The organism is Pseudomonas sp. Marseille-Q5115, assembly GCF_916618905.1.
Taxonomy (GTDB): Bacteria; Pseudomonadota; Gammaproteobacteria; order Pseudomonadales; family Pseudomonadaceae; genus Aquipseudomonas; species Aquipseudomonas japonica_A.
The window spans coordinates 4300502-4326383 of record NZ_CAKAKI010000001.1; the positions used below are offsets into that span (position 1 = coordinate 4300502).

The window sequence follows — 25882 nt, forward strand, 5'->3', positions numbered from 1 at the left end:
ACGCTATCAGAGGATGGCCGACCCCGCCTGACGTGGCGGGGCCAGGCCCGGGCATCAAGCGGCGATAGCGCCCTTGAGCTTGGTCATCGCGTTCTTTTCCAGCTGCCGAATACGTTCGGCCGACACGTTGTACTTGGCGGCAAGCTCGTGCAGCGTGGCTTTCTCTTCAGCCAGCCAACGCTGGTAAAGGATGTCGCGGCTGCGCTCATCCAGTACTTCCAGCGCCTCATGCAGGTTGCTGGTGGAACTGTCCGCCCAGTCTGCGTCTTCGAGCTGACGCGCTGGATCGTAACGGTGATCTTCAAGGTAATTGGCAGGCGAATGGAACGCGCTGTCGTCATCCGCCTCCGCCGCCGGATCGAACGCCATGTCCTGCCCGGTCAGGCGGCTTTCCATTTCCCGCACTTCGCGTGGCTCAACGCCCAGGCTCTCGGCCACACGGTGTACTTCGTCGTTGTTGAGCCAGGCCAGGCGTTTTTTCTGGCTGCGCAAGTTGAAGAACAGTTTGCGCTGCGCCTTGGTGGTAGCCACCTTGACGATGCGCCAGTTGCGCAGGATGAATTCGTGAATCTCCGCCTTGATCCAGTGCACGGCAAAGGACACGAGGCGCACGCCCATTTCAGGGTTGAAGCGCTTGACGGCCTTCATCAGGCCAACGTTACCTTCCTGGATGAGGTCGGCCTGGGCCAACCCGTAGCCGGAATAGCTGCGTGCGATGTGCACCACGAAGCGCAGGTGGGCAAGTACCATCTCCCGCGCTGCGTCGAGATCCTGATCGTAGTAGAGCTTTTCGGCCAGTTCGCGCTCCCGCTCCGGTGTCAGCAGCGAGATGCTGTTCACCGCATGTACGTAGGCCTCGAGGTTTGCCCCCGGGACCAGCGTATACGCAGGTTGCAATGAAGTGGTCATTCAAAAACCTCCGACAAACAGATGTGCGCCTTGTGAGCGCCGACCCCAATAGACCGCACTGCCCGGGATGAGTTCCGGGTGCGCGTTCCCTGGCGCCAAAAATGTGGTTATCGTGGCGCCAGCTCCCTGAGGTGCCTCGCCACTGCAATCCACGCACCGATATACCCTAACAATACCGCTCCAAGCAAGAGGGACAAACCGTCCGAGCCCGGGACCCCGCCCAGTGCGAAATCGCTACCATAGAGCCCCGCAAGGTTGACCACCGCGCCGTTGAGCCAATCCAGGCCGAAGGCTAGTACCGCCCAGGCCAGCACACCCGCGCCCAAGCCATAGAGGGCACCCATATAAAGGAAGGGGCGACGCACATAGGCATCGGTGCCACCGACCAGCTTTATGACCTCGATCTCGTTCCGGCGGTTCTCGATATGCAACCGAATGGTATTGCCGATCACCAGCAGCAACGCCGAGATCAACAGCACTGCCAGGCCGAAGACGAAACGGTCCCCCAGTTTGAGAATGGCCGCGAGGCGTTCGACCCATACCAGATCCAGCTGCGCCTGCTCCACGTTGGGCAACTGTGACAACTGCTCGCGCAGCGCTTCCAGGGCCGGTTTGTCGACTTCTCGCGGGGTTACCACCACAACGCCCGGCAGCGGGTTGTCCGGAAGCTCCCTGATGGCTTCACCCAGGCCTGACTGCTGCTGGAAGGCATCCAGGCCCTTCTCGCGACTGATGAATTCGGCTTCCGCTACGCCGGCCAGCGCCTTAGCCTGTTCGACCAACGCGTCGCCTTCCCGGCTGCCGGCTTCCATGCGCATATACAGAGAAATCTGCGCCGCGCGCTGCCATGAGCCGCCCAGGCGCTCCACATTCTTGAGCAGCAAGGACAAGCCCATAGGCAGGCTGAGCGCTACAGCCATCACCAGGCAGGTGAACAGGCTGCCGATCGGGTGCCGGCCCAGGCGCTTCAGGCTATCAGCCAAGCTGGCGCGATGGCTTTCAAGCCACGCCCGGAACAGGGTGCTGAAGTCCGGCCCATCGTCATCGTCGTTGCGCCGCGGTTTTTTAGGTGCCGCCTCTGCAGGCTTTGGTGCCACTCGATCGGACACCTTCGGGCTACGTGTCGCACTCATTGGCCAGCCTCCCCGTCACCGATCAACCGGCCACGCTGCAGTGTAAGCATGCGATGACGCATGCGAGCGATAAGCGCAAGGTCATGGCTGGCAATAAGCACGCTGGTGCCCAGCCGATTGATGTCTTCGAACACGCCCATGATTTCCGCCGCCAGCCGTGGGTCGAGGTTACCCGTGGGCTCGTCCGCCAGTAGCAGGGCTGGCTTGTGAACGATCGCCCGGGCAATACCCACTCGCTGTTGCTGGCCCGTGGACAGGTCGCCGGGATACAGATCACCCTTGTCGCCAAGCGATACGCGATCCAGGGCGGCATCCACCCGCTTGGCGATCTCGGCCTTGGACAGCCCCAGAATCTGCAACGGAAGGGCGATGTTGTTGAACACCGTACGATCGAACAGCAGCTGGTGGTTCTGGAATACCACGCCGATCTGCCGACGCAGGAACGGGATCTGGGCATTGCTTATCTGGCCGAGGTCCTGCCCGGCCAACAGCAGCTTGCCGCTGGTGGGGCGCTCCATGGCCAGCAGCAAACGCAAAAGCGTGCTTTTACCCGCACCGGAGTGCCCCGTGACGAAAAGAAACTCGCCGCGCCGCACGCGAAAGCTCAGCTCATGCAGGCCTACGTGGCCATTCGCATAGCGCTTGCCGACCTGTTCGAAGCGGATCATGAGTGGTCACGCTCGGCAAACAGGGCTTGAACGAACGGTTCGGCTTCGAACGCACGCAGGTCGTCGATGCCCTCGCCTACGCCGATGTAGCGAATGGGCAAGGCGAATTGCTTGGCCAGCGCGAAGATGACACCGCCCTTGGCTGTACCGTCCAGCTTGGTCAGCGCCAGGCCGGTAAGCGCCACCGACTGGTTGAAGTGCTTGGCCTGGTTGATCGCGTTCTGCCCGGTACCGGCATCGAGCACCAGCAACACTTCATGAGGAGCGGCTTCGTCCAGCTTGCCGATCACACGGCGTACCTTTTTCAGCTCCTCCATGAGGTTGTCCTTGGTGTGCAGCCGCCCTGCGGTGTCGGCGATCAGCACGTCGATGCCGCGGGCCTTTGCCGCCTGGACCGCGTCGAAGATCACAGAGGCGGAATCGGCGCCCGTGTGCTGCGCGATAACCGGCACGTTGTTGCGATCACCCCACACCTGCAGCTGCTCTACAGCGGCAGCGCGGAAGGTATCGCCCGCTGCCAGCATCACCTTTTTACCTTCGCGCTGGAAGCGCGCGGCAAGCTTGCCGATGGTAGTGGTCTTGCCCGCGCCGTTCACACCCACCACCAGGATAACGAAGGGTGACTGCTGCTTGTCGATCACCAGTGGCTGCTCCACAGGGCGAAGCATGTCGGCAAGTTCGCCCTGCAACGACTTGTACAGCGCCTGGGCATCGGTCAGCTGCTTGCGGGCAACCTTCTGGGTGAGGTTGCGGATGATCACCGATGTCGCTTCTACGCCTACGTCGGCCGTAAGCAAGCGGGTTTCGATCTCATCGAGCAGGTCGTCGTCGATGGCTTTCTTGCCCAGGAACAGGCTGGCCATCCCCTCGCCGATGCTGGCGCTGGTCTTGCTCAACCCCTGCTTGAGGCGCGCAAAGAAGCCGGCCTTTGCAACAGGCTCAGTCACTTGAGCCGGAACGGCGGGCTCGGCCTCCGGCGCGGCTACCGTAACGGGCTCTTCCACCGGAGCGGGCTCGTTGGCAGCCACGGCGTGAGCCGCCTGAACGGCTTGCGCAGCGGTAGGTGGCGGCAGCGGAGCCGGGTCGGGCTCCGGCCGGATGCCAACGGGCTCCTCGGGCACCGGCAGCTCCAGCGCCGGCGGTGGCGCCAGGCTGGGCTCGGGCTCGCGCTCGGGTGCAGGCTCCGGTGCCAACACCGGCTCAGGCGCCAGCTCTACAGCGCGCTCGGCGGTAGTTTCTGCAGCGGTGGGCGCGGGAGCGGGAGTTTCCGGCTCGAGGGGCGCCTCAGGCTCCTGAACAGCGGGCTCCTGCGGCTTTTTCCGCAGCCAGCCGAACAGGCCTTTTTTCTCGCCGGCCGGGGCCGGGGTCTTCTTATCGTCACTGGAACCAAACATGGAAGGCGGCTATCTCAAAGTAGCGAAGCGCCAGCCGGGGCGCTTCTGGAAATCCGAAGGTCGCAGAACAGACCCTTTTTTGCCCGACGGGTTCGTGCAACATCTGGAGCCGATAACGGCTGACGAATGCGGCCACAGGCGTGGCCGTCAGCCGGGCGGATCAGTATCCTAGCACCTCCTCGCCCGCCGACGCTAAGGCAAGGGGGCATTCGTACAGGTTCCATAATCACATGACCGCTCTCTCTCGCCGCCTCGCCGGGCTCCTGGCAGGCCTGGCCTGCTACTCCATGGCCGCCACAGCGCTGGCCGCGCAACCTACCCATGAATACGTACTGGCCAATGGGCTGAAGGTGGTCGTACGCGAGGATCATCGCGCGCCGGTAGTGGTTTCCCAGCTCTGGTACAAGGTGGGCTCCAGCTACGAAGGGCCGGGCCAGACCGGCCTGTCCCACGTACTTGAGCACATGATGTTCAAGGGCAGCAGCAAACTGGGCCCGGGCGAGGCGTCGCGGGTACTGCGCGACCTCGGCGCCGAGGAAAACGCGTTCACCAGCGACGATTACACCGCTTTTTACCAGGTGCTCGCCCGTGACAGGTTGCCGGTCGCCCTGGAAATGGAAGCCGACCGCATGGCCACCCTCGCCCTGCCGGAAGCAGAGTTCACGCGGGAAATCGAAGTCATCAAGGAGGAGCGGCGGCTGCGCACCGATGACAAGCCCTCGCAGAAAGCGTTCGAGCTGTTCAAAGCCGCAGCCTACCCTTCCAGCAGTTACCGCACGCCCACCATCGGCTGGATGGCCGACCTTCAGCGTGTGACGGTTCAGGACGCGCGCGACTGGTATCACACCTGGTATGCGCCGAACAACGCCACGTTGGTGGTGGTTGGCGATGTGCAACCCGACGAGGTCAAGGCACTGGCGGAGCGTTTCTTCGGCGGCATTCCCCAGCGGCCCATCCCTGTTGCCAAGCGGCCGGTGGAGCTGGCCGAGCCCGGTGAACGAAGGCTCACGCTACCGGTACGCACTCAGTTGCCCAGCCTGCTGATGGCCTTCAACGTGCCGGGCGCGGCAACGGCGGCGGACCCGCGCAGTGTTCAGGCCTTGCGCCTGACCGTCGCCTTGCTCGACGGCGGCTACAGCGCGCGCATGGCCTCCCGGCTGGAGCGAGGCGCGGAAGTGGTGTCCGGCTCATCGGCCAGCTATGACGCTTATGAGCGCGGCGACAGCCTGTTCACCCTCTCGGCCACACCGAACGCCGAAAAACACAAAACGCTCGCGGACGCGGAAAAAGCGTTGTGGGGGCTGCTCGATGACCTCAAGCGCACACCGCCCTCCGCGGAAGAACTAGAGCGGGTACGCGCGCAATATGTCGCGGGGCTGGTTTACGACAGGGATTCGATCACTGCCCAGGCAACCGCCATCGGGCAGCTGGAAACCGTCGGCTTGCCATGGACGCTGCTCGACACCGAAATGGACGCGCTGAACCAGGTTACGCCTCAAGACATCCAGCAAGCCGCGCGCACGTACTTCACCCACAGCCGCCTTACGGTTGCCCATGTATTGCCGGAGGCAGCGCCACATGACTGACCATCGCCCGTTCGCGGCCCTTCTCATCGCGCTCTCGCTCGGCGCAAGCGCTTCGCTTCATGCCGACGAGCAACCCTCGACTGCCCCACACCTGGCCACCCTTGCCAGCGCCGAGGCCGCCACGCCGGCCTACCGGCAGCTGAACGTTCAGCGCTGGGTTACAAAAGCCGGCGCGCGCGTGCTGTTCGTTGAAGCGCACGAGCTGCCCATGTTTGACCTGAGGGTTACCTTTGCAGCCGGCAGCGCCCGGGATGAGCGCTCTCCTGGCCTGGCGCTGATGACCAACGCCATGCTCAACGAAGGGGTGGCAGGCAAGGACGTCGACGCCATCGCACGCGGCTTCGAAGGGCTGGGTGCAGACTTCGGCAATGGCTCGTATCGGGATATGGCCGTGGCGAGCCTTCGCAGCCTGGTAGAGCCGGCCAAACGCGAGCCGGCCATGGCACTGTTCAGCGAAGTGCTCGGCCATCCCACGTTCCCCGCCGCCTCCGTGGCCCGGATCAAGAATCAGCTGCTTGCCGGTTTCGAGTACCAGAAACAGAACCCGGGCCACCTGGCGAACGAGGCGTTCATGGCCGCGCTTTACGGGGCCCACCCCTACGCGCATGACAGCGAAGGCAATGCGAGTGCCATCAAGGCCATCACGGTCGAACAGATGCGTGCGTTCCACAAGCGTGCCTACGCAGCAGGGAACGCGGTGATCGCGCTGGTGGGCGACCTCGACCGTTCCCAGGCCGAAGCACTGGCCGAGCAGGTATCCCAGGCGCTACCCAAGGGCCCGGCGCTTGCCCCTGTTCAACCGGCAAAGCCACCTGCGGCAGTCACTCGCCATATCGAATTCCCTTCCAAGCAGACCCATCTGCTGATTGGGCAGCTGGGTATCGAACGCAGCGATCCCGACTACGCCGCGCTCACCATGGGCAACCAGATCCTTGGCGGCGGCGGCTTCGGCACCCGGCTGATGACCGAAGTACGGGAGCGCCGCGGCCTCTCCTACGGGGTGTACTCGGGCTTCTCGCCCATGCAGGCCAAAGGCCCGTTCACCATCGGCCTGCAAACGCGCGCCCAGGTCAGCCAGGGCACGCTGGAGCTGGTGCGCCAGGTGCTTCGCGATTACCTGCGCGACGGCCCCACCGAAGCCGAGCTCGCCGCCGCCAAGAAGGAACTTGCAGGAAGCTTCCCGTTGTCCAATGCCAGTAACGCAAGCATTGTCGGCCAGTTGGGCAGCATGGGCTTCTACGGCCTGCCCACCTCGTACCTGGAGGACTTCATGGCACAGTCCCAGCGGCTCACTACCGAGCAGGTCAGAGATGCGATGCGTCGACACCTCGATGCCGACAACATGCTTGTGATTACCGCAGGGCCAACGCTGCCACAGGATCCCCTGCCCCCTCCAACCGATCATCCCACCGAGCCTCCACTCGGTATTCCGGAGCACTGATGGCTATTCAACCTGCCAAATCCGGCCCCCATGGCGGCCAGGGTCAACTTCGCATCATCGGTGGTGAATGGCGCAGCCGTCGCGTCACCTTCCCCGACGGGCCAGGCTTGCGGCCTACACCGGACCGGGTTCGCGAAACACTATTCAACTGGCTGGCGCCGTATGTGGCCGGCGCCCGGGTGCTGGACCCATTCGCCGGCAGCGGCGCGCTGTACCTCGAAGCACTGTCCCGAGGCGCGGCCATGGGGCTGGCGCTCGATAACAACGCTGTGGCCATCGCAAGCCTTAGAGGAAACCTCGACCTACTCAAATGCCCGGTAGGGCAGCTGGTTCAGGGCGATGCCGTTCGCTATCTCGAAAACCAGCCGGCCCACCCGTTCGACCTGGTGTTCCTTGATCCGCCTTTCCACCAGAACTTGCTGCAGCCGGTGTGTGAGCTGCTCGAGGCCAAGGGTTGGCTGGCGGAGCAGGCCTGGATCTACACCGAAAGCGAAGCACCGCCTTCCACGCTCGGCTTGCCGGCAAGCTGGCACCTTCATCGCGAAAAACAGGCTGGCCAGGTGTATTACGCACTGTGGGCGAAGGGGCGATAAGCGTCATCATGGGGATGCCAGCACCTGTGTTTCGCCCTGCCAGAGGCTTGGGTAACCCGCATCTGCAAACGTTGTGGGGGCCGTTGTGGCGCAAACAGCCGCCTCTGGACCGAACCCGCGAGCGGCTATGGCTGGCCGATGGCGATTTCATCGATGTGGATTGGCATGGGCCTCACAGGGCAGACGCGCCGTTGGTGATGGTTCTGCATGGGCTTACCGGCTCCTCGCAGTCCCCTTATGTGCTCGGCCTGCAGCGCGCGTTGGCAGCACGGGGTTGGGCAAGCGTCGCGCTCAACTGGCGCGGCTGCTCGGGGGAGCCCAACCTGCTTCCCCGCAGCTACCACTCCGGGGCCACGGAGGATCTGGCCGAAGTAGTGCAGCTGGTGCAGGCCCGTCGGCCGCTGGCCCCTTTGTATGCCGTGGGGTACTCCCTCGGCGGCAACATCCTGCTCAAATACCTGGGCGAAACAGGCAGTGCCTGCCCGCTACGCGCGGGGGCCGCCGTTTCGGTGCCTTTCCGGCTCGACCAGTGCGCCGACCGCATAGGGCTGGGCTTTTCGAAAATCTACCAGGCGCATTTCATGCGGGAGATGCTGGGCTACCTCAAGCACAAGCGCCAGCGCTTCGAACAGGAAGGCCACGTTCAACATATCGAAGCCCTCTCGGCCCTGGGGCCGCTGGAGGGCATTCGTACGTTCTGGGACTTCGATGGGCGCATCACCGCGCCGCTGCATGGGTTCAACGGCGCGCAGGACTACTACCGCAAGGCGTCGAGCCGCTATTACCTCAAGGAGATACAGCGGCCCTGCCTGTTGATCCAGGCCGAGGACGACCCCTTCGTATTTCCCCATAGCTTGCCATCCGCAGAGGAGCTGGCGCCGGGTACCACGTTCGAGCGGCACGCGGCAGGAGGCCATGTAGGGTTTGTATCAGGCAGCCTGCGGAGCCCCGAATACTATCTGGAGCGGCGCATTCCACAATGGCTGTCCAGCCTGGGGTAGCCTGGGCATCTAACGCCCCTGGTCATTGCTGCCCGGCCCGGTTGCGACCGGCCGCTGGGAATCAGTGATCCATTCGCTCCAGGAGCCAGCGTACAGCTTGGCCAATGGCAGGCCCGCCAGGCACATAGCAAACAGGTTATGGCACGCGGTTACGCCAGAGCCGCAATACGCTACAACCTGGCCACCGCTTTCTGCCTGGGTCAGATAGGGCTTGAACCGCTCGCGAAGTTGATCGGGCGGCAGGAATGCGCCGCTCGGTTGCAAGTTTTTGCTGAAGTCCAGGCAATGCGCGCCGGGGATATGCCCGGCAACAGGGTCGATTGGCTCGGCCTCACCCTTGAAGCGGGGCTCAGCGCGGGCATCCAGAAGCGTCATGCCTGCGCCCAGCCGTTCATGCAACTGCTGCGCAGTGACCACCAGTTCGCTGTCAGGCTTGCCGCTCAGATGCCCACGTTCGGTGGGCGGTGGGTTCAGGCTCAGCGGCAGGCGTGCCTCGTGCCATGCCTTGAGGCCCCCATCGAGGATATACAGGCCGTTACGCTTGCCCAACCATACGAGCAGCCACCACGCCCGCGCGGCGAAGGCACCTGGGCCGTCGTCGTAAAGCACCACATCGGAATTGGCGTTGATGCCCCACGCCTGAAACCGCTCCAGCAAGTGGCCGGGGCTAGGTAACGGATGCCGGCCGGTTACCCCCTTTACCACCTTGCCACTAAGGTCGCGCTCCAGGTCCGCCAGCCTCGCACCTTCGATGTGCCCTTGGGCGTAGCTACGGCGGCCGTAATCCAAGTCATCCAGCGAGGCGCGGCAATCAAGAATGACCAGGCCCGGCTCTTCAAGCCGCTGGTGAAGTTGCAGGGGCGAAATCAGTTGGGCGATGGGCATGGCAGGTTCCCTGGGAAATGCAGGATTGAGTCACGGTTCTGGCTGAAGTTCCGGGCGATCACTACGCCCGCTCATGCCAGCGCATACACGGTCGCCTCCCTTGAATTCGCTCATCAATTCAACGAACGACGCTGCTGCCGGGGCCGTTACATAAGCTTGCAACAAACTCAGCGCCTGCCAGGCACCACGACGTACCGCAGCGGGGGTAATAGCAGCGGAGGATGGCAAGGTGGTGTGGAGGTAGCGCACCCAGGACGTAAGGATCAGCCAGGCGTTGACCGCTACGGTTTGTTGCTCCGCCGCGCTCATGTCGAGCACGCCGGCCTGGCAAAGATGGTCAAGCAAGCCACGCCCCTCGCGCAGGCAGCCCACCGAAAAGGTTCGATGACGGGCAGCCAGTTCGGGATCGACTTCCACAAGGTGCTCAAGGTCTCGGTAGATGAACCGATAATCCCAGATGGCATTGATCACCACGGTTACGCAATGCCGCAGGGGCTCTACAACAGTGTCGGCAGGTGGGCGCGCCAACAGCGCCTCCAGGATGCGCGCCTGGTAGTCGGCGAAAAGCACGGCAACGATTTGTTGTTTGTTGTTGAAGTGGTAGTACAGGTTACCCGCAGAAATGTCCGCTGCCGCCGCGATGTGATTGGTGGACACGCTGCGCTCGCCTTGTTCGTTGAACAATTGGAGGCTTATCCGGGCGATGCGCTCGCGGGTTCTCGTAGACGCCTTCACTGTGTGGCTCTCCCGGCCCGATTGTCATTGTTTTATCCATAGTGACACAGCTATGCGCCGCCGTGCGGATTTGCAGGGCGCGCCCACGATAGCAACGGTTCTGCTTGACGTGGCGCTGTGCCACCACTAGCGTTACACACAGGCCGTTGGCAGCCGTAAGCCAACACCCGTGCCAACGAGGCTGCAATGAATTTATCGCGTGATGATGTAGTCGCCCTGTGGAAAAAACATTTGCACGTTGATGTTGTGGGCGATCAGGACAACTTTTTTGAGTTGGGTGGCGATTCGATCCAGGTTTTGCGGCTGGTATATGAAGTAAGCCTTCATTACAGCGCTGGCATAGACGTGCGCCGGTTCTACGCTGATCCCACGCCGGCAGGGCTATTGGCCGCGACTGCCTGTTGACGTCCTCGGTGCCTGATGGGCGCCATGGCTGGCGCGTGTGCGGGTGGCTGCGCTACCATCCGAGTCCCTAACGGCTTCCCTCTCAGGACGACGCGATGAACCGAGTGTTGTATCCAGGCACCTTCGACCCTATTACCAAGGGCCATGGCGATCTGGTCGAGCGGGCCTCCCGCCTGTTTGACACCGTTGTGATCGCCGTCGCCGCGAGCCCCCGCAAGAACCCACTGTTCACGCTGGAGCAGCGTGTGGCGCTGGCACGCGAAGTGACCGGCCATCTGCCTAATGTCGAAGTGGTCGGTTTCTCTACCTTGCTGGCCTCGTTCGCCAAGGAGCAAGGCGCCAATGTGCTGCTGCGCGGCTTGCGTGCCGTTTCGGATTTCGAATACGAATTCCAGCTGGCGAACATGAACCGGCAACTGGCACCGGACGTAGAAAGCCTGTTCCTGACGCCTTCGGAGCGCTACTCGTTCATCTCCTCCACGCTGGTGCGCGAAATCGCGGCGCTTGGCGGGGACATCAGCAAGTTCGTGCACCCTGCCGTTGCCGATGCCCTGAAGGAGCGCTTCAAGGGCTGAGCCCGACATGCCGGCGTGCAAGGCGCCGGTTATTGGGGCAAAATGCACGCATTGTTCTTGATCGCCCTGGCGCCAGCCCGGGCTGGAGTTTTCATGTCCCTGATCATCACCGACGATTGCATCAACTGCGACGTCTGCGAACCTGAGTGCCCGAACGCTGCGATTTCACAAGGCGAAGAGATCTACGTCATCGATCCGAACCTGTGCACCCAATGCGTAGGCCACTATGACGAGCCGCAATGCCAACAGGTATGCCCGGTCGACTGCATCCCACTGGATGAAGCCAACCCGGAAAGCCACGATCAACTGATGGCCAAGTACCAGCGGATCACCGGCAATGCCTGACCGGCATCAGTTTTGCCGATTGTAGCCGCTTTCCGTACATCCCAGGCACCGCACAAAGGCCGCCTTGCCTGGGTCTACCACCAGGGCCTTGCCTGCTGCCCCAACGTTACCGCCCAGGGCAGTGAACGGTAGCGAAATCACAAAAACGCCCGCGCCAACCACCGTAGCGGCGATCAGCAACGGCCGAGCGATTACAAGGTCACCGATCATGGCGTACGCCGGCGGTGCCTGCACGTCGTAGACCGGGTCGCCACTGGAATTGCTTTGGGTTGACTGAGCCATGGCCGGCGCGAATGGCAGAGCCATGGCCAGTGCAACGGCAAATGAGAGGGCACGGAACGGCTTCATGTGGCTTCCTTTTTCCCACGGGGAAAGCGACTGCAAGGTCAATTCACTATATCAGCGTGGCGCCCGCTGTAAGCCGGCGAATTATTTCTGACATCCCGGGCAATATACGCTGGCCCGCTGCCCAAGGCGTGTTTCTCTTAGTATCTTCCCGCATACCTTGCAGTACTCGCCGCCACGGCCGTACACGAACAGCTCCTGCTGAAAATAACCCGGCTGCCCGTCTCCACCGATGAAGTCGCGCAAGGTGGTCCCTCCCCGCTCGATGGCGTAGGCCAGGATGCGTTTGATCTCGATGGCAAGCTTGAGGTACCTCCCGCGTGAAATCCCCCCGGCGGCGCGTCGAGGGTCGATGCCTGCGGCAAACAACGCCTCGGTCGCGTAGATGTTGCCTACGCCTACCACAACCTGGTTATCCATGATGAACGGCTTCACCGCCGCGCTTCGCCCACGCGACAAGGTGAACAGCCGATCACCGTCAAAGGCGTCGGTCAACGGCTCCGGGCCCAGGTGGGTGAGCAACTCATGAGCGTGGGGGTCGCTGCTCCAGAGCATGGCACCGAAGCGGCGGGGGTCGGTGTAACGCAGCGCCAGGCCGGATTCCAGTTCGATATCCACGTGTTCATGCTTGAGCGGGGCCTGGCCCACCGGCACCAGTCGCAGGTTGCCAGACATGCCCAGATGCGCGATGAGCGTGCCGGCTTCGGCATTGATCAGCAGGTATTTGGCCCGCCTGTCCACGCTGAGGATGCGCTGGCCGGATAGCCGCGTGTCCAGGTCGTCTGGCACGGGCCAGCGCAACCGCCGATCACGCACCACCACGCGCTCCACGCGTTGGCCTTCGACATGGGGCGCGATACCGCGACGCGTGGTTTCGACTTCAGGTAGCTCAGGCATGCGTCCACTCGGTAAAAAGGGTTAACGGGCGCTCAGTTCGCGGAGCGTTTCACGCAGGTTGTCGAACTCATATTCGGTGAGCCCCACATAGTCGAGCACCTGCGCACCGACGCGGTTCCATTCATGATCTTCGGCCTGGCCGCCCAGCACCTGATGGGAGTGAGCGATGTGCTCGGCCATTTTCAGCACCACCAGCAGGTTTTTCAGCGCCGTATGCTCGCTGCGCTCTTCTTCCAACACCGCAAGCACATTGTGATGGTTGGCAATCGCCGTGCAGAGCTCCACGGGCAAACGCCAGGCGCGAGCGGTGAAGTAGCCCACCACGGCGTGGTTGGTATTGAACGCACGGTTCTCCGTATCCACGATCCGCTGGCCATCGCTGGCGCCCGCATACGCGGCTTCGAGCACCTTCATGTAATCAGGGAACCGCTTGAGCATCAGCGGAACGCCGCAGTCGTGAAACAGCCCTAGCGCGTAAGCCTGATCCTGTGAAGGCAGGCCCAGGTGGCGCGCCAGCGCTGCGCTTGCCGTGGCGACGTCTTGCGCATCGTCCCAGAAGCGATTGAGCGTCACGATGGTCTCGTCGGCCATCTCGCCCTTGATCGACTGGGCATTGATGAGGGCGACCACAGCCTGCGGCCCCAATACGGTGACTGCCTGATGGACCGAAGCCAAGGCCTCGCCGGCACTGAACAGCGGGGAATTGGCGACCTTCAACACAGCACCGGCCAGCCCCGGATCCTGGGCGATCAGCCGGGCGATGGCCGGAAGGTCCGGGGCCGGCATGTACAGCTCCATCTGTAGGTCGACCATGATCTGCGGTTGCGGGGGGACGCTGATGCCTTGAAGGGCTTGCTCGAGTTGTTCGGGGGTTAGCGCTTGCGCCATAGGGGGACATACTCCGGGATAGCGCAATTCTACCGCCTGGCTGCCCGGCTGGGGAAACCGCCTGGATGGTTTCATCGGCTGAAGGCCCTGGCACCTTCGCGCAGGGTATAATCGCGCTCATTTCTTCGGAGCACTTAGATGTCTTTGCCCAGCCTTCGCCTCAAAGCCAACGCCGACCGTCGGTTGCGCGCCGGTCATCTATGGGTGTTCAGCAACGAAGTGGACGTTGCCGCAACGCCACTGCACGGCTTTCAGGCTGGCGACCAGGCGGTTCTCGAAGCCGCCGGCGGCAAGCCCCTGGGCGTGGTCGCGGTCAGCCCCAACAACCTGATCTGCGCTCGGCTGGTCTCGCGGGACCCGCGCCTGGCCCTGGACAAGTCCCTGCTGGTGCACCGTCTTAACGTGGCCCTGTCCCTGCGCGAGCGTTTGTTCGACAAGCCCTATTACCGTCTGGTGTACGGGGATTCCGACCTGCTGCCCGGGCTGGTCGTGGATCGTTTTGGTGACGTGCTGGTGGTGCAATTGGCCTCGGCCACCATGGAAGCTCACAAGGACGACGTGCTCGCCGCGCTCATCCAGGTGCTCAAGCCCAGCGGCGTGCTGTTCAAGAATGATTCGTCGGCGCGGGATGCCGAGGGCCTGCAGCGCTACGTTGAGACGGTGTTCGGCGTGGTGCCGGAGTGGGTGGCCCTCGAAGAGAACGGCGTGAAGTTCGAGGCCCCGGTGATGCAAGGGCAGAAAACCGGCTGGTTCTACGACCACCGCATGAACCGTGCGCGCCTGGCGCCCTACGTCAAAGGCAAGCGGGTGCTGGACCTGTTCAGCTATATCGGCGGATGGGGTGTGCAAGCGGGTGCCTTCGGCGCCAGCGAAGTATTTTGCGTAGACGCCTCGGCCTTTGCGCTCGATGGGGTAGAGCGCAACGCCGCGCTCAATGGTTTCGCCGAAAAGGTCACCTGCGTGGAAGGGGACGTGTTCGAAGCGCTCAAGGAGCTGAAGGCCGCTGAAGAGCGCTTCGATGTGATCGTGGCGGACCCACCTGCGTTCATCAAGCGCAAGAAGGACCTGAAAAACGGTGAAGGCGCTTACCGCCGCCTGAACGAACAGGCCATGCGCTTGCTGAGCAAGGACGGCATCCTGGTGAGCGCTTCCTGCTCGATGCACCTGCCAGAAGACGACCTGCAGAACATCCTGCTCACCAGCGCACGCCACCTGGACCGTAATATCCAGCTGCTCGAGCGCGGTGGCCAGGGCCCGGACCACCCGGTTCACCCAGCCATTCCAGAAACCCGCTACATCAAGAGCATCACCTGCCGGCTATTGCCTAACAGCTGATCCGGGGCGTTTCTTTTCCCTTCAAGTTTGGGAATCTGACCCCGGCCCTCTCGCCTCGTACAGCGACCATCCCCCTTTGTGACGTGGACGATTCGTCGTACTAAGCACGTGATGGCGCCTCGGGGCGAGAGGCCTGCCTTCAGTGACTTCGCTAGATTGGCCGTTGTGCCAGAACTTTCCTACGGCACTCGACGCACCTGCCCGTCCGCGCTTCAGGTTACGCTCAGACCTGCTTCGGAAATAGCGAGAGCCTTATGGCGGCGATCAAGCCTGTTTTCATACTGCTGTTACTGATGACCATGCTTGGCGTCTTTCCCATAGACGTCATCCTGCCCTCCATACCTGCGCTGGCCCGGCACCTGGGTACACAAACGCAGTCGATCACTGCCAGCATCGGCTTGCTGACAGTGCTGGTGGCACTCGCTCAACTGGTAATCGGCCGGGCTTCGGACCGGTACGGCCGCAAACCGTTGCTACTGGCCAGCCTCGTGGTAGCGATCGCAGGCTCGATCGGGTGTACCTACGCTCAAACCGCTACAGCCTTCCATGCCTGGCGCGCCATACAGGCCATCGGCTGCGGCGGTTTCGTGCTGGCGCATGCCCTGGTACAGGATTTGTTCGACGCCGAGCAGCGAACGCGCCAGCGGATCTGGCTCAGCACTGCCGGCGGTGTGTTCATTTCGATCTCGCCATTGTTTGGGGTATTTCTACAAACCCACGCCGGATGGCAGGGAAGCTTTTGGGTATTTGCACTGCTCGCAAGCCTGGCCATGCTGCTGGCGGCCAAGGCGTTGCCGAGCAGCGGCAAACGTCACAACTTCAGCACCAATGTCGACTCAACGCCTGCCAACCCGGTGCGTTTCAGCTGTGCCGCGGCCATCACCATGCTTGGCTTTGTCGCCCATTTCAGTTTCATCGTGTTGTCTCCAGTGGTCTTTCTGGAACTGCTCCAGACCCCTGCCAACCGCTACGGGCTGATCATGCTGTGCTACGGCGCTGCCTACCTGCTCGGTGGCATGCTCGCGGCAACTGTCGCACGGCGGGCCATGGAATTTACCCAGATCCGCCTTGGGCTGGCGCTGATTGCGGTAGGCGGAGGCGCCATGGGCGCGGCTCATATGTTTACCGGTATTACCAGTGCGAGCCTGCTGGGCGGAGCCTGCCTGATGACCTGCGGCGTAACCTTGATGCGCCCCGCCGCAACCACGTTGGCCATGAATGCCATCCCCGGCCGCGCAGGGAGTGCCGCAGCGGGTTTGAATGCAATGACGTTCATGGGTGGTGGGGCTATCAGCTTTCTGCTCGGCCTGAGCGCCACCGAAGCCAGGTGGGTGTTGCCCACCACCTGGCTTGTGATCAGCGGGCTAGGCTTCGCACTGTGCCGGGCGGCGGCAATGCAGCCAACCCCCGCAGTTGGTGCCGCTACAGCTCCAGCACTTGAGTAGCGATCGCGAAATACACCATCACACCGGCGGCGTCCGCAATGGAGGTGATCAAAGGCCCGCTGGCCGTGGCGGGGTCGAGCCGGAAGCGGCTGAGCAAAAACGGCAGGCTCATACCAATTACGCTGCCCAGTATCACGATCAGCACCATGCTGGAGGCAACGATCAGGGCGATAGCAGGGCCGCCGCGCATTGCACCGAGCAACGCGACCGCTGCGGCCATGGTGAGGCCCAGCGCAAGGGCAACCATGCATTCACGCCCGAGTAGCTTGACCCAGTCCCGGAGCACCACCTCCCCCGTTGCAAGAGCACGCACCATCAGGGTCGCCGACTGGGCGCCAGCATTGCCGCCGCTGTCCACCAGCAGTGGAAGGAAGAACACCAGGGCGATATGCGCCGCGATCACGTCCTCGAAGGCTGCGATCCCCGCGCCCGAGAACAGGTTGCCGAAGACCAGCAGAACCAGCCAAAGCACCCGCTTGCGGTACAGCAGCCCAACTGTAGCGTCACGCAGGTTACCAATGCGGGTCACAATGGAAGCGCCCTTGTGGAAGTCGTCGGTGGCTTCCACCACCATCACATCCATGGCGTCGTCACAGGTAACGATCCCCACCAGCTCCTTGTCGTGATTGAGCACTGGCAGGGCCAGCAGGTCATAGTCGCTGATCAGCCGGGCGGCCTGTTCCTGAGGGGTATCGACCCAGGCGCTGACGACCTGCCGCTGGGCGAGATCGGCAACCCGGGCTTCGGGATTGGCGAGCACCAGGTCGCGAAGCGACAGTACGCCCACAAGGCGCCGCTGCGCATCGACCACATAGGCCTGATAGATCGTTTCGGCATCGGGAGCGCTCTCGCGAAGCGAGGTGATGGCCTCGGTTACGCTCATGCAGGCGTCCACGGTGCAGTAGTCGCTGGTCATGATAGCCCCGGCTGTACCCTCCTCGTGGGCACATAGCCTGAGCAGATCGTCCCGCTCGGCTTGGGCAAGGGCAGCCAGCAGCGGAAGTCGCATGCCTTCGCCGAGCCGCTTGAAGAGGTCGGCCCGCTCGTCGGCGGACATGGCCCTCATCAATTGCGCCAGCTGTGCCCTGGGCATCAGCGCGGTGAGCGCCACCTGGCGCGCCAGCGGCAGGTAGCCAAACACCTCCGCACGCTTGGCGAGGTCCACCTGGCCAAGGCTTTCAACCGCGGCGGTGGGTGTCATGAGGGCTAGGTAGCGGGCAATATCCGCCGCAAGCTGGGCTTTGGCAGCAACAGCATCGCCGGGATGGCCAAGGGCCTGGGCAGTTGGGAATACGGTATCGGTCATGACAGTTCTCCGGGCGTGCAGCCGCAGGCCGGAGAACGCGCGGCACTATGCCGCTCGGCTCACCGGACCAGGCGGTAGCACGCCTGTGTCGAGCAATTGAAGGTCAATGAACTGGAAGGGTCCATTCATGCAGGTCTCGGTTCACCGCATATGCGGCGGCGGCATAGTAGAAAACGAATGACGGGAAGGCCACCCATCGGTGGGTTGCTGAAACGTTTCTCAGAAACGTCCTACGCTTGTTTTCCTCTTTTGGAGGATCACGCCCGCTGTCAGCTATCCGGTTCCATCATCGCGCCAGCGGTGTAGAATCGGACTATCCATCGCCAACATCCCCCGGCGGGTTTATGAGCCAGGCCTGAGCTTGCGGCGATCCCGCGAAGCCGATGGTCACTTCCGCGAAGGCCAGCCCAACGGCCGCCTCGCCCGGAACCGCACAAGGCTCGATCCTTCTGAAACCTGATTTGCCGCCCGGAGTGCTCCATGCCTGACTATCGCTCGAAAACATCCACACATGGCCGCAACATGGCCGGTGCCCGCGCCCTCTGGCGCGCTACGGGGATGAAGGACGACGACTTTAAAAAGCCGATCATCGCCATCGCCAACTCCTTTACCCAGTTCGTGCCTGGCCACGTGCACCTCAAGGACCTGGGCCAGCTGGTTGCACGGGAAATCGAGCGCGCCGGCGGCGTGGCAAAGGAATTCAACACCATTGCCGTGGATGACGGCATTGCGATGGGCCATGACGGCATGCTCTATTCGCTGCCCAGCCGCGAGATCATTGCCGACTCCGTGGAATACATGGTCAATGCGCATTGCGCCGATGCGATCGTCTGCATCTCCAACTGCGACAAGATCACCCCCGGCATGTTGATGGCTGCCCTGCGCCTGAACATCCCGGTGGTGTTCGTCTCCGGCGGGCCGATGGAAGCCGGCAAGACCAAACTGGCAAGCCACGGCCTTGACCTGGTCGACGCCATGGTGATCGCCGCCGACAGCTCTGCCTCGGATGAAAAGGTTGCCGAATACGAGCGCAGTGCCTGCCCTACCTGCGGCTCCTGCTCGGGGATGTTCACCGCCAACTCCATGAACTGCCTTACCGAAGCCCTGGGCCTGGCGTTGCCCGGTAACGGCTCGGTGTTGGCAACCCACTCCGACCGGGAGCAATTGTTCCTGCGCGCCGGCCGCACCATCGTGGAGATCACCAAGCGGTATTACCACGACAACGATGAGTCAGTGCTGCCTCGCAACATTGCCTCGTTCAAGGCCTTCGAAAACGCGATGACCCTGGACATCGCCATGGGCGGCTCCACCAACACCATCCTTCACCTGCTGGCGGCGGCTCAGGAAGCCGAGTTGCACTTCGACCTGCGCGACATCGACCGGTTGTCACGCAAGGTACCGCAGCTGTGCAAGGTGGCGCCCAACACCCCCAAGTACCACATGGAAGATGTGCACCGCGCAGGCGGCATTTTCGGGATCCTTGGCGAGCTGGCGCGCGCCGAACTGCTGCATACCGATGTACCGACGGTGCACAGCCGCACCATGGCCGACGCCATCGCGCAGTGGGACATTACCCTCACCACCGACGAAGCCGTGCGGGAGTTCTACCGTGCCGGCCCTGCGGGCATTCCTACCCAGGTAGCGTTCAGCCAGAGCACCCGCTGGGAAACGCTCGACGATGACCGTGCAGAAGGTTGTATTCGCAGCCTCGACCACGCGTTCTCACTGGAAGGCGGCCTGGCGGTACTCTACGGCAACCTGGCCCTGGACGGCTGCGTGGTGAAAACCGCGGGCGTGGACGAGTCCATCCATCGCTTCGAAGGGCGGGCGAAGATCTTCGAAAGCCAGGACAGCGCGGTACGTGGCATCTTGAATGACGAAGTCAGTGCCGGGGACGTGGTGATCATTCGCTACGAAGGCCCCAAAGGTGGCCCGGGCATGCAGGAAATGCTGTACCCCACGTCGTACTTGAAGTCCAAGGGGCTGGGCAAGGCTTGCGCCCTGCTCACCGATGGCCGCTTCTCGGGAGGTACCTCGGGCCTTTCCATCGGTCACGCCTCGCCTGAAGCTGCCGCCGGGGGCACCATTGCCTTGGCACGGGACGGCGACAAGGTACTGATCGACATCCCCAACCGCAGCATCAACCTGCTGGTGGACGACGCCGAGCTGGCCGCGCGGCGTACCGATCAGGAAGAGAAAGGCTGGAAGCCTGCTGAAGTTCGCCCACGCAAGGTGACTACCGCACTAAAGGCCTACGCATTGCTGGCCACCAGTGCCGACAAGGGCGCCGTTCGCGACAAGGCATTGCTCGACGGCTGACACCCGCGTCAATCAGGGCCGGCACTCGCCGCGCCCTGATCAGCTCCCCGCCCGTTCCCATACTTCGAAGCTATAGGCTGGCGCTTCGCCTTCAGCCGGATTGCTCACATCCGAAACCTTCACCCACCCGGCTTGATCGAACGAGGGGAAATATGCGTCCCCGTTGGGCGAGGCTGCGACCCGGGTCAGGTACAGGCGGTCCGCGAATGGCAGCCCCAGCGCATAGAGCTGGGCACCGCCGATAAGCATCACCTCGTCTCCCCCTTGTTCTTTCGCCCAGGATTCCGCCCGGGCAATGGCCGCTTCCAGGGAGGCAAACACCTCGGCGCCTTCGAGGGCCAGCCCAGGTTGTCGGCTGACCACCAGGCTCAAGCGGCCAGGCAATGGACGGCCAAGCGAGTCCCAGGTTTTACGGCCCATGATGATGGGTTTGCCCAAGGTGGTCGCCTTGAAATAGCGGAAATCCCCAGGCAAGTGCCAGGGCATGCGGTTTTCGATACCGATCACGCCATTCTCGGCATGGGCGGCAATCAGGCTCAGGGTAAGGGTCTTTTTCATGCCGGCGAGGATAGCAGAGCGATGCGGCTCCGGCAGCCACGGTGGGGTATGCTCAGCCTCTAACCTTTCACAGGAGTGTGCGTGAATACACTGGACACCCTTTGGCTGGCCGAGGCCATCAGCCTGCGCGAGCGGGAAACCGGCCCACTGGAGGACAGCGAAGCCAACCGCCAGGCTCGCCAGGCCGGCGCGGATTTCCCCAGCCGTTGGCAGGCGCGCGCCCTTTGGCTGGCCGAGCGCGACGGCTTGGTGAGTGCCTTGAAACATTGGAAACAGGGCGCACGGCTAGGCTTACTGGCCCTTGCCGTACTGGCAGTAATCAGCGGCACTGGTATGGCAGGCGCGGCCCTTGCTGGCGCGCCCCGCCCGGTCAACGTTTTCTGGGCAACGGGAAGCCTGCTGGGGCTGAACGTGCTGCTGTTGGCAGGTTGGTTGCTGGGTCTGGTAGCCGGGGGCGATCAGGGTTCCTGGCTGGGCCGCGCCTGGCTGAGCATTACCCAGCGCCTTGCGCGCGACGCCAAGGCGGCCCATCTGGGGGGCGCATTGCTGGTGTTGCTGCACCGTGGTCGGCTGAACCGCTGGTTGTTCGGCGCAGTGATCAATGGGCTATGGGCCGTTTGCATGCTGGCCACGTTGATGACACTCATGCTGATGTTTGCCGCGCGCCGCTACGATTTCGTATGGGAAACCACGTTGCTGCACAGCGATGCCTTCGTGAGCCTGACCGTGATGTTTGGAAGCCTGCCAGCCTGGTTGGGCTTTCCCGTGCCCGACCCTGAACTCGTTCGCGCTAGCGGCAACGGCCCGGCCGGCTTCGATGGCGCCCGACAGGTCTGGGCAGGATGGTTGATGGGTGTGGTCATTTGTTACGGCCTGCTGCCGCGTGCACTCCTAGGGCTCACCTGCTGGGTGTGCTGGCGACGAGGTGTGGCACGCCTGGCGCCTGAGCTCGACACTCCGGAGGCGCTGACCTTGCGGGAACGGTTGATGCCCTCTGCCGAGCCGCTGGGCGTGACCGACCTGCCAGCCGAGCCCGGCTGGGTGGCGGCGGCTCCAATGCAGGTAAGCCTGGGCAGCGGTAGCGTGATAGCCGGCATCGAACTGGATGGCGATTTGCCTTGGCCTCCTGTGGCGGGAACCCTCATGCGCGATGCGGGCATTCTTGATGACAGGGAATCCCGGCAGCGTCTGCTAGAGGCGTTGGCCGCACAACCGGCAGAGCGCTTGCTCCTGGTGTGCGACCCCCGCCGTTCACCTGACCGGGGCACGCGGGCTTTGCTTTCTGAACTGGCGCGCAACGCCCACGAGACCCGCGTGTGGTTGATGCCCCCACCCTCGGGCGAGGCGTGCAGCCCCTCACGGTTGGCCGCGTGGCAAGAAGCACTGGATGATCTGAAATTGCCAGGGGAGCTCAGTTTCCCGTCTGGCTGGCTGGAGCCTGCCGATGCCTGATCCATTGAAGCTTGCCGTGGTAGGGCACACGAATGTCGGTAAAACGTCCCTGCTGCGCACGCTTACCCGCGATGTGGCGTTCGGCGAAGTCTCCGACCGCCCCGGCACCACCCGCCATGTGGAAGGGGCACGCCTGTCGGTGAACGGCGAAGCCCTGATGGAGCTGTACGACACACCCGGCCTGGAAGATGCCGTGGCCCTGCTTGAATACCTGGAGCGCCTGGGGGGCGGGATTGTCCGGCTTGATGGGCCCGGGCGTATCGAAGCCTTTCTGGGTTCGGCCGAGGCACGCCAACGCTTCGAGCAGGAGGCAAAGGTTGTACGGCAGCTCAGCGCCTCGGATGCCGGCCTGTATGTGATCGATGCTCGTGAGCCTATCCTGGCCAAATACCGGGACGAACTACAGATCCTCGCCAGTTGCGGAAAACCGCTGCTTCCCGTGCTCAATTTCGTCAGTGCGCCCAATGCGCGCCGCGATGACTGGCAGGTTGCCCTTGCCCGGCTCGGCCTACATGCCCAGGTGGCGTTTGATAGCGTGGCGCCGCCAGACGACGGTGAGCAGCGCCTGTATGAGAGCCTGGCATTGCTGATCGAGCGAGCACGGCCCGCACTGGAGCGCCTTGTAGCCGACCTCCAGGCCCAACATGCACGGCGACTGAAGGCCGGGCGTACGTTGGTCGCAGACCTGCTGGTCGATTGCGCGGCGGCCCGTCGGTTGGTGCCGCCCGATAATCAAGAACCGGAAATCGAAGCGCTTCGCCAGCAGGTGCGCGATCGAGAACAGGTGTGCGTCGTCGCCCTGCTGAAACTGTTCGGCTTCCGCGCGCAGGATGCGGCTGCCGCAAGCCTGCCATTGCTGGACGGCCGCTGGGGTGATGACTTGTTCAACCCCGAAACGCTGCGCCAGCTGGGTATCAAGCTGGGCGGCGGAATGGCGGCAGGCGCCGCGGCGGGTGCAGGGGTAGACCTGATGGCCGGCGGCATGACCCTGGGCCTTGCCGCTCTGGCCGGCGCTATTGCCGGCGGGGCGGTGCAAACGGCAAGAGGCTACGGGGGCCGCCTGATAGGCAAATGGCGAGGCGAGCAGGTACTTAGTGTGGACGACCCGGTGCTGCGGCTGCTTGCGCTTCGCCAGCATGCGCTGCTATTGGCGCTTGCCCGTCGCGGCCATGCGGCTCGGGAACAGTTGCAGCTACCGGATCAGGACCCGCAACACTGGCGTCAGGGCCGCCTGCCCGCCGCGCTCAAGCGAGCCCGCGCACATCCGGAGTGGTCCAGCTTGAACCCGGCCCTGCGCAACAAGCGAGGTGCATCGAGCCAGGCAGAGCGGGATCATGCGGTAGCCGAGTTGGCGGATGCACTCTGATTGGGCCTTAGCAGCCGCAGGCCGTTGAACACTACCAAAAGGCTTACGCCCATGTCGGCGAATACCGCCATCCACAGCGTTGCCATGCCCAGGAAGGTAAGGGCCAGGAACACGGCCTTGATTCCGAGCGCCAGTGCGATGTTCTGGATCAACAGCCGCCGTGTGCGCCGCGACAAGGCGATGAATTCGCCAACCTTGCGCAAATCATCGTCCATCAGGGCCACGTCGGCGGTCTCGATTGCCGTATGTGAGCCGGCCGCCCCCATGGCGAAACCAATGTGCGCACGGGCCAGCGCCGGCGCGTCATTGATACCGTCGCCCACCATGCCCACCACGTGGCCCTTGCTGGCGAGGGCTTCGATGGCCTGCAGCTTGTCCTCGGGCAGCAAGTTGCCACGCGCCTCATCGATGCCAACCTGAGCCGCGATCGCTGCAGCCGCTGCCTGGTTGTCCCCACTGAGCATGAGTGTTTTCACACCCAGATCGTGCAGGCGCGTAATGGCCGCGGCGCTGGTGCCGCGCAATGTATCGGCAACCGCGAACACGGCCAGGGGTTGTCTGGCATCGCACAGCACTACAACGCTTTTGCCTTGCTGCTCCAGTCCGGCCAAGGTGATCTCAAGCGCTTCATCACACAGCCCTTGCTCTTCAACCAGCCGGTGATTGCCCAAGGTGTACAACGTGTCGTCTACCCGCCCTCGGCTGCCCCGCCCGGGCAAAGCCTCGAACTCAGCAACCTCGCTTTCCCCGATATTTCCAAGGCCAACCGCCAGTGCCTTCGATACCGGATGGTCGGACCTCGAGGCCAGGCTTGCCGCAATAGCCTTGAGATGCGATGGATCGCCATGCAAGGGCAGAACGTCCGTAAGTTCTGGAAGGCCCCGGGTAAGGGTGCCGGTTTTATCAAGTGCCAGCCATTCAAGGCTGTGAGCCATTTCCAGGTAGGCGCCACCCTTTACCAGAATCCCCCGCCGTGCTGCCGCAGCGAGCCCGCTGACCAAAGTGACTGGCGTGGATATAACCAACGCACAGGGGCATGCGACCACCAGCAACACCAGCGCCCGGTATGCCCACTCCAGCCACGTGCCAAGCCCAAGCAAAGGCGGAACCAGCCCTGTGACGCAGGCCAGCACGATCACTGCGGGGGTGTAGATGCGCGAAAACCGGTCGACGAAACGCTGCGTTGGCGCACGGCTGCCCTGGGCCTGCTCCACAACCCGCAAGATACGGCTGAGTGTCGAGTCGCTCGCAACTTTAGTTGCGCGATACTCAAGCTCCCCTTCTTGATTGACCGTGCCGGCGAATAGCGTATCCCCGATGATTTTATCCACAGGCAGGCTCTCACCAGTGATGGGCGCCTGGTTCACTGTCGAGCGCCCCGCCGTGACTTCGCCATCCAGGGCGATACGCTCCCCGGGACGAGCACGCAGCAGGCTGCCAATCTGGATTTGCGCTACTTCACGTGGGCGCCATTGACCGTCGGCCTCTCGCACCGTGGCGGTGGCAGGGGCCAATTGCATCAGCGCGCCAATCGCGTTGCGAGCTCGCTCCAGAGAGCGTGCTTCGATACGCTCGGCGACGGCGAACAACACCATGACCATGGCTGCTTCGGGCCATTGCCCAATGAGCGCGGCACCGGTTACGGCAATGCTCATCAACGCATTGATGTTCAGGTTCAGCTGGCGCAGTGCGATCCAGCCCTTGCGGTACGTGCCAAGGCCACTGGTGCAGATGGCGAGCAATGCCAGCACAATCACCAGCCATGGCGGCCCTACCTGGTACAAGTGGCACAGTTCAGCCGCGGCGGCGGCAACCAGCCCCGCGACTAGCGTGATGCGGCCGCGCTTGCTGGGGGCAGGGGTGTGCGCCTCTTCTGCCTGAGCTTGTGCAAGAGGAACGGCAGTCATGCCTGTCTCGGCGATCGCCGCCTCGATTGGCCCCGTATCCGGCAGGGAATGGCGCACGCCCAGCACCCTGTTGATCAAGTTGAATTCGAGCCCGTGCACACCAGCGACCGTGCCCAGGCGCTTCTGCAACAGCGTTTGCTCGGTAGGGCAGTCCATGGCCTCGATGCGAAAACGGCTCCACGCCCCTTCCCCTGCGCCATCAAAGCTCACATGGCTTTCCCGTGGACCTGCGTGATCGGGGTGGTGATCGTGGTGACCATGGTCGTGCCCCGCCGTATGGGTGCACGGCGAGGTCGCGGGGTGGGCAGCGTCGCGCAGCGGCTCGGTACTACGGTCCATGGTCGGCTCCAGATATTGACTATTGCTTAGTCAACACCCTGTAGCCACTATAGGG

Annotated in this window: 24 protein-coding genes; 12 read left to right on the forward strand and 12 right to left on the reverse strand. The window is 63.1% G+C overall.

What is annotated here, in order from left to right; genetic code table 11:
* Positions 1-54: 54 nt before the first annotated feature.
* The 4 genes from rpoH to ftsY form a co-directional block, all read right to left on the reverse strand.
* Positions 55-909 (reverse strand): RNA polymerase sigma factor RpoH, encoded by an 855-nt coding sequence (gene rpoH, locus LG385_RS19595; protein WP_225775575.1) that lies wholly within the window; start codon positions 907-909, stop codon positions 55-57.
* 107 nt (positions 910-1016) lie between these two features.
* Positions 1017-2042 (reverse strand): permease-like cell division protein FtsX, encoded by a 1026-nt coding sequence (gene ftsX / locus LG385_RS19600; RefSeq protein ID WP_225775576.1) that lies wholly within the window; start codon positions 2040-2042, stop codon positions 1017-1019.
* On the reverse strand, positions 2039-2710 hold the full coding sequence (gene ftsE, locus LG385_RS19605) for a cell division ATP-binding protein FtsE (protein WP_181113731.1): 672 nt from the start codon (positions 2708-2710) through the stop codon (positions 2039-2041). Before ftsE ends, ftsX begins: the two co-directional genes overlap by 4 nt.
* Entirely contained in the window at positions 2707-4104 is a 1398-nt protein-coding gene (gene ftsY / locus LG385_RS19610) for a signal recognition particle-docking protein FtsY (protein WP_225775577.1), read from the reverse strand. Before ftsY ends, ftsE begins: the two co-directional genes overlap by 4 nt.
* Positions 4105-4334: 230 nt before the next feature.
* On the opposite strand from ftsY, the gene LG385_RS19615 reads away from it, so the two are divergent.
* From LG385_RS19615 to LG385_RS19630, 4 genes are read left to right on the forward strand one after another with little or no spacing between them, the layout of a single operon-like run.
* Positions 4335-5690, forward strand: a complete 1356-nt coding sequence (locus LG385_RS19615) for a M16 family metallopeptidase (protein WP_225775578.1) — start codon at positions 4335-4337, stop codon at positions 5688-5690.
* On the forward strand, positions 5683-7131 hold the full coding sequence (locus tag LG385_RS19620) for a M16 family metallopeptidase (protein ID WP_225775579.1): 1449 nt from the start codon (positions 5683-5685) through the stop codon (positions 7129-7131). Before LG385_RS19615 ends, LG385_RS19620 begins: the two co-directional genes overlap by 8 nt.
* Entirely contained in the window at positions 7131-7724 is a 594-nt protein-coding gene (gene rsmD, locus LG385_RS19625) for a 16S rRNA (guanine(966)-N(2))-methyltransferase RsmD (protein ID WP_225775580.1), read from the forward strand. Before LG385_RS19620 ends, rsmD begins: the two co-directional genes overlap by 1 nt.
* A gap of 14 nt (positions 7725-7738) precedes the next feature.
* Positions 7739-8725, forward strand: a complete 987-nt coding sequence (locus tag LG385_RS19630) for a hydrolase (RefSeq protein ID WP_225776285.1) — start codon at positions 7739-7741, stop codon at positions 8723-8725.
* A gap of 9 nt (positions 8726-8734) precedes the next feature.
* Here LG385_RS19630 and LG385_RS19635 read toward each other — a convergent pair whose 3' ends face one another.
* Both LG385_RS19635 and LG385_RS19640 read right to left on the reverse strand, forming a co-directional pair.
* Entirely contained in the window at positions 8735-9610 is an 876-nt protein-coding gene (locus LG385_RS19635) for a sulfurtransferase (protein WP_225775581.1), read from the reverse strand.
* A gap of 30 nt (positions 9611-9640) precedes the next feature.
* A complete protein-coding gene (locus LG385_RS19640; protein WP_225775582.1) occupies positions 9641-10345 on the reverse strand; it encodes a TetR/AcrR family transcriptional regulator in 705 nt (234 codons plus the stop codon).
* Positions 10346-10531: 186 nt separating this feature from the next.
* Between LG385_RS19640 and LG385_RS19645 the strand changes: the two genes are divergently transcribed.
* From LG385_RS19645 to LG385_RS19655, 3 genes are all read left to right on the forward strand, one after another.
* Entirely contained in the window at positions 10532-10750 is a 219-nt protein-coding gene (locus tag LG385_RS19645) for an acyl carrier protein (protein WP_181113746.1), read from the forward strand.
* 95 nt (positions 10751-10845) lie between these two features.
* Positions 10846-11325, forward strand: a complete 480-nt coding sequence (gene coaD / locus LG385_RS19650; RefSeq protein WP_181113748.1) for a pantetheine-phosphate adenylyltransferase — start codon at positions 10846-10848, stop codon at positions 11323-11325.
* Between the two features lie 93 nt (positions 11326-11418).
* Positions 11419-11670, forward strand: coding sequence for a YfhL family 4Fe-4S dicluster ferredoxin (locus tag LG385_RS19655; protein ID WP_181113750.1), 252 nt, complete (start codon positions 11419-11421; stop codon positions 11668-11670).
* Between the two features lie 6 nt (positions 11671-11676).
* On the opposite strand, the gene LG385_RS19660 is transcribed toward LG385_RS19655, so the two are convergent.
* The 3 genes from LG385_RS19660 to LG385_RS19670 form a co-directional block, all read right to left on the reverse strand.
* A complete protein-coding gene (locus LG385_RS19660; RefSeq protein ID WP_181113752.1) occupies positions 11677-12018 on the reverse strand; it encodes a multidrug transporter in 342 nt (113 codons plus the stop codon).
* Positions 12019-12099: 81 nt separating this feature from the next.
* Entirely contained in the window at positions 12100-12912 is an 813-nt protein-coding gene (gene mutM / locus LG385_RS19665; RefSeq protein ID WP_225775583.1) for a bifunctional DNA-formamidopyrimidine glycosylase/DNA-(apurinic or apyrimidinic site) lyase, read from the reverse strand.
* Between the two features lie 21 nt (positions 12913-12933).
* Complete coding sequence (locus tag LG385_RS19670) at positions 12934-13800, reverse strand: HDOD domain-containing protein (RefSeq protein ID WP_225775584.1); 867 nt, start codon at positions 13798-13800, stop codon at positions 12934-12936.
* 138 nt (positions 13801-13938) lie between these two features.
* Between LG385_RS19670 and LG385_RS19675 the strand changes: the two genes are divergently transcribed.
* Both LG385_RS19675 and LG385_RS19680 read left to right on the forward strand, forming a co-directional pair.
* A complete protein-coding gene (locus tag LG385_RS19675; RefSeq protein ID WP_181113758.1) occupies positions 13939-15135 on the forward strand; it encodes a class I SAM-dependent rRNA methyltransferase in 1197 nt (398 codons plus the stop codon).
* Positions 15136-15389: 254 nt separating this feature from the next.
* Positions 15390-16580 carry an MFS transporter gene (locus LG385_RS19680; RefSeq protein ID WP_225775585.1) on the forward strand — a complete coding sequence of 397 codons (1191 nt, stop codon included), beginning with the start codon at positions 15390-15392 and terminating at the stop codon, positions 16578-16580.
* On the opposite strand, the gene mgtE is transcribed toward LG385_RS19680, so the two are convergent.
* On the reverse strand, positions 16558-17886 hold the full coding sequence (gene mgtE / locus LG385_RS19685) for a magnesium transporter (RefSeq protein ID WP_225775586.1): 1329 nt from the start codon (positions 17884-17886) through the stop codon (positions 16558-16560). The two genes, LG385_RS19680 and mgtE, sit on opposite strands and share 23 nt — an antisense overlap.
* Positions 17887-18366: 480 nt before the next feature.
* On the opposite strand from mgtE, the gene ilvD reads away from it, so the two are divergent.
* Positions 18367-20205, forward strand: coding sequence for a dihydroxy-acid dehydratase (gene ilvD, locus LG385_RS19690; protein ID WP_225775587.1), 1839 nt, complete (start codon positions 18367-18369; stop codon positions 20203-20205).
* 39 nt (positions 20206-20244) lie between these two features.
* On the opposite strand, the gene LG385_RS19695 is transcribed toward ilvD, so the two are convergent.
* Positions 20245-20763 (reverse strand): dihydrofolate reductase, encoded by a 519-nt coding sequence (locus tag LG385_RS19695; RefSeq protein WP_225775588.1) that lies wholly within the window; start codon positions 20761-20763, stop codon positions 20245-20247.
* An 81-nt stretch (positions 20764-20844) separates the two neighbouring features.
* On the opposite strand from LG385_RS19695, the gene LG385_RS19700 reads away from it, so the two are divergent.
* Positions 20845-22215, forward strand: a complete 1371-nt coding sequence (locus LG385_RS19700; RefSeq protein ID WP_225775589.1) for a DUF2868 domain-containing protein — start codon at positions 20845-20847, stop codon at positions 22213-22215.
* On the forward strand, positions 22208-23581 hold the full coding sequence (locus LG385_RS19705; RefSeq protein ID WP_225775590.1) for a GTPase/DUF3482 domain-containing protein: 1374 nt from the start codon (positions 22208-22210) through the stop codon (positions 23579-23581). Before LG385_RS19700 ends, LG385_RS19705 begins: the two co-directional genes overlap by 8 nt.
* On the opposite strand, the gene LG385_RS19710 is transcribed toward LG385_RS19705, so the two are convergent.
* Positions 23548-25827, reverse strand: coding sequence for a heavy metal translocating P-type ATPase (locus LG385_RS19710; RefSeq protein ID WP_225775591.1), 2280 nt, complete (start codon positions 25825-25827; stop codon positions 23548-23550). The two genes, LG385_RS19705 and LG385_RS19710, sit on opposite strands and share 34 nt — an antisense overlap.
* Positions 25828-25882: the final 55 nt, after the last annotated feature.